This window comes from Chitinophaga silvisoli (genome assembly GCF_003412465.1).
In the GTDB taxonomy this organism is placed as follows: Bacteria; Bacteroidota; Bacteroidia; order Chitinophagales; family Chitinophagaceae; genus Chitinophaga; species Chitinophaga silvisoli.
In genome coordinates this window covers 1-3,476 of the sequence record NZ_QTJV01000043.1, presented here as the reverse complement: position 1 = coordinate 3,476, position 3,476 = coordinate 1, and the positions used below count along the sequence as shown (strand labels likewise).

General features: G+C 36.7%; 3 protein-coding genes. All 3 read left to right on the top strand.

Annotated elements, in window-relative coordinates; genetic code table 11:
* Window positions 1-211: 211 nt before the first annotated feature.
* Window positions 212-403 (top strand): hypothetical protein, encoded by a 192-nt coding sequence (locus tag DXN04_RS34175; RefSeq protein ID WP_116857909.1) that lies wholly within the window; start codon window positions 212-214, stop codon window positions 401-403.
* Between the two features lie 344 nt (window positions 404-747).
* On the top strand, window positions 748-2,469 hold the full coding sequence (locus DXN04_RS34170; RefSeq protein WP_147320168.1) for a rolling circle replication-associated protein: 1,722 nt from the start codon (window positions 748-750) through the stop codon (window positions 2,467-2,469).
* Window positions 2,470-2,690: 221 nt separating this feature from the next.
* A partial coding sequence (locus tag DXN04_RS34160) for a major capsid protein (protein ID WP_199415205.1) occupies window positions 2,691-3,476 on the top strand: 786 nt, incomplete at its 3' end.

Sequence of the window (3,476 nt, the reverse complement as noted above, 5' to 3'; positions counted from 1 at the left end):
TTCTGAGGAAACTGCTGATCTTCGGCATCTTATTTCTATGGCTCTTATAAAGTTGTCTAATTTTAGTACTGATTCTGAGACTTATTATATTGAACATATAGATTCTATATCTCATCTTCGTGATGTGGATAGATAGCTCTCCGCATGGATTTCGTGCACTTAAATGCGGACTTGCTTTAATTATATTATTAACAATTTAAAATTTACAATTATGAAACTATTAATGACGGTACAGCCGAAAAATGGCGAAAAACCTTCTGAACCCATGTTGATTGATACTGATGAAAGTAGTTTGTGCTGCTTGGCTGATGATTTTCTTCGTGGCGGTGATAAAGTTCTAATCTTTCAGCCCGTGACTGAATATCACGCTGCCCCTTGCGGAGAATGTGACAAAAAAGAATAGTTTTTCTTTTTTTTCTTCCGACATCGCTTATCATTGACAAATTGTGAAGACTGCACCAAGCGTTATTGTATTGAAAATTGTTAATATCGCGTGTGTGCGAAGCTTGCGTAGCGCGCGCGTGAAATTAATAATTTTTGATACAATGTTGATTGGTGCTTTCTGCACAATTTACCTACCTTTGCGATTTCGTAAGATTAAAAGTAAAAGTATTCTTTACCTGCGCGGTAGCGCAAATTATGAGCAACTCTGTTGCGTGCGTTAGGGATTCTAGGCGAGTATCGGAGCGTAGCGGAGATTTGTCTGAGCCGTAAAGCCCGTTAAAACGCCCAAAATAAATTAAGAATATGTCTGACAAAGTTCGAAATTTTTTCAATCGTTGCGAGCATCCTCGCATAATAAAAAATAAGTACACAGGTGAACCTGTTTATGTTGAATGCGGAGTTTGTCCTCATTGTTTGATTTCGCGTTCTGACGCGAAAAGAAACTTGTGTGATTATGAAAAATGGAATCGAAAGTATTGTTACTTTGTAACATTGACTTATAATTCCCAATATGTCCCGAAAATGACGCTTGTTCCTATTGAGGATTACGAGTTTGATTACCCAATAGGTGAGAATTGGCCTTGTGTCCGTTCTCAACTTCATACGCGTATGAAGCTTGATCCTCGTGTAAAAAAAGATGACAGTGGACAGCTTGTTAATATGTTTGCTTGTAAGGTAAATTACCCTTACATTGATGAACATTTAAAAGCTATCTATGCTTCTAATGCTACTGCTGCTGAATTTCGAAAGAATTACAAGCCCGGGTTTTTATCTCCTGCTCGTCCTTACATTCTTCGTACCATTCCGCGCATATCTAAATTGCAAAAATTCAATGACATTCAGCGTGAGGAACTTGTTTGGATTTCTCCTGAAACGGTTGAGAAGCTTAAGAAGAAATGTAAATGTGAAGGAAATAATAATGCATTTCCGCAATTTAAAGGACTTCTTAAGTATGTGAATTATAGAGATTATCAACTTTTTGCGAAACGTTTTCGCAAATATTTATTTACAAAAATTGGTTCATATGAAAAAATATCTTCATACGTTGTATCGGAGTACTCTCCTAAGACATTCCGCCCGCATTTCCATATCTTATTTTTCTTTGACTCGGACGAAGTCGCCAAAAATATTCGACAAGCTGTATTTCAGAGTTGGAAGCTCGGTCGTGTCGATACGCAACTTGCAAGGGATTCCGCCGGTTCATACGTATCGGGCTATCTTAATAGCGTTGTGTCTCTCCCCGGCATTTTTACAGACGTCTCCTTTACAAAAAATAAGTCTAGGTTTAGCAAACTATTTGGATATGAAAGCTTTAGAAAAACGGTCGAAGTTCCTGGGCAAGCAGTCGAGCGCCTTTCTGAGCGAATTCGCTTTGTCCGTAATGGTAAATCTTGTGAATTCACTCCCCCCCTTTCGTATATCTCTCGATTATTGCCACGATTCGTACCATACAGCAGTAATTTTGCTGTCGAAACTCGAACAGTTTTGCGCTCAATCCGTGGAGTATTACAACTCTTTAGACGAAACGAACCCTTTAAAGAAGAAACTCCTACAAACTTATCCGAATTTATTCACTGTTATATAGTAACTCTTTATGAAAAACATGGTTATTGCTATGCTACTCTTCCTGAATGCTTGCGCGTTTTCTTGGCTTATACACGGACTGAAAAAGAGATACATTACTTTACGAACTCTCTTAAAAATAAACTCACTAGACCGTTTTATATCTACAAGCGTTTTCTTGCTTGTGGTCTCAGCGATGATTATCTCATTTCTCTTTGTGATGAATATATGTCTAGGCAACGCTCTCTTTCCTTGTCTAAGCAATTAAGTATTCAGCAGGAAATGTTTGAGCGTGAAGGTTATTCTGATGACCTTCTATCTTTGTTTTATATTAATAAACCACAAAAAAAGTTTAATAATCGTTATTTTCAGGAGTGGAAAGATAAGAATTATTATGAAGTACATTATATTCGTGTAAAACATAAGAAATTGAATGATGAAAATAATGTGTTTCTAGAATAATTATCTTTATAGTTATGAAAATTACACCCCAACAATGGATTGAAGTAGTTAAATTGATTTCTACTTTTATTATCGGGCTTATTACAGCCTTGTGTGTTCAGTCTTGTACTGCGTCTATGTCTGTTTTTTGGAAAAATAGTAATTCAAAACAGGAGAGCCAGCAGACTATGAAACAGTCTGTTGATTCTACTCGTATTAATATTCAACCGAATTTTTAATTTATGGGTTTATTTAATTTAAAAGACATTCGCAATCATCCTCGACGTTCGGCATTTGATCTTTCGTCTAAGGTTGCTTTTTCGGCAAAATCGGGTGAACTTCTTCCGATTAAATGGTATTTTACTATGCCTGGTGATAAGTTTACTTTAAAACGGCAGCATTTTACCCGTACTCAACCCGTTAATACCTCTGCGTATACTCGCATTCGTGAGTATTATGATTGGTTTTGGGTTCCCCTGCATTTACTTTGGCGTAATGCCCCTGAAGTTATTTCTCAGATGCAGTCTAATGTTCAGCATGCCGGTTCGCAGACTTCTGCGTTGACACTTGGTAATTTCTTGCCTACTATTACGTCTGAACAGTTGAATCTTGTTTTTACTCGTCTTTATCAAAAGACTAATTATTTTGGTTTCGACCGCGCTGATTTGGCGTATAAATTGGTTCAGTATTTACGATTTGGTAATGCTAATTCTGGTGCTTCTAAAAATTATGGTACTTCTATTTCTCTCTCGGATGCTTCTTATTCGCAGAAGTATCGTTTTAATTTGAATTTGTCCGTATTTCCTTTTTTGGCTTATAAAAAATTTTGTCAGGATTATTTTCGTTATTCTCAGTGGCAGAATTCTAGTCCGTATTTGTGGAATATAGATTACTATACGGGTGCTCAGCAACAGTTGTTTTCTTCTATACCTGCTTCTGGTGATACTTATTGGGGTAACAATACTATGTTCGATCTTGAGTATTGTAACTGGAATAAGGATATGTTTATGGGTGTTCTTCCTGATACG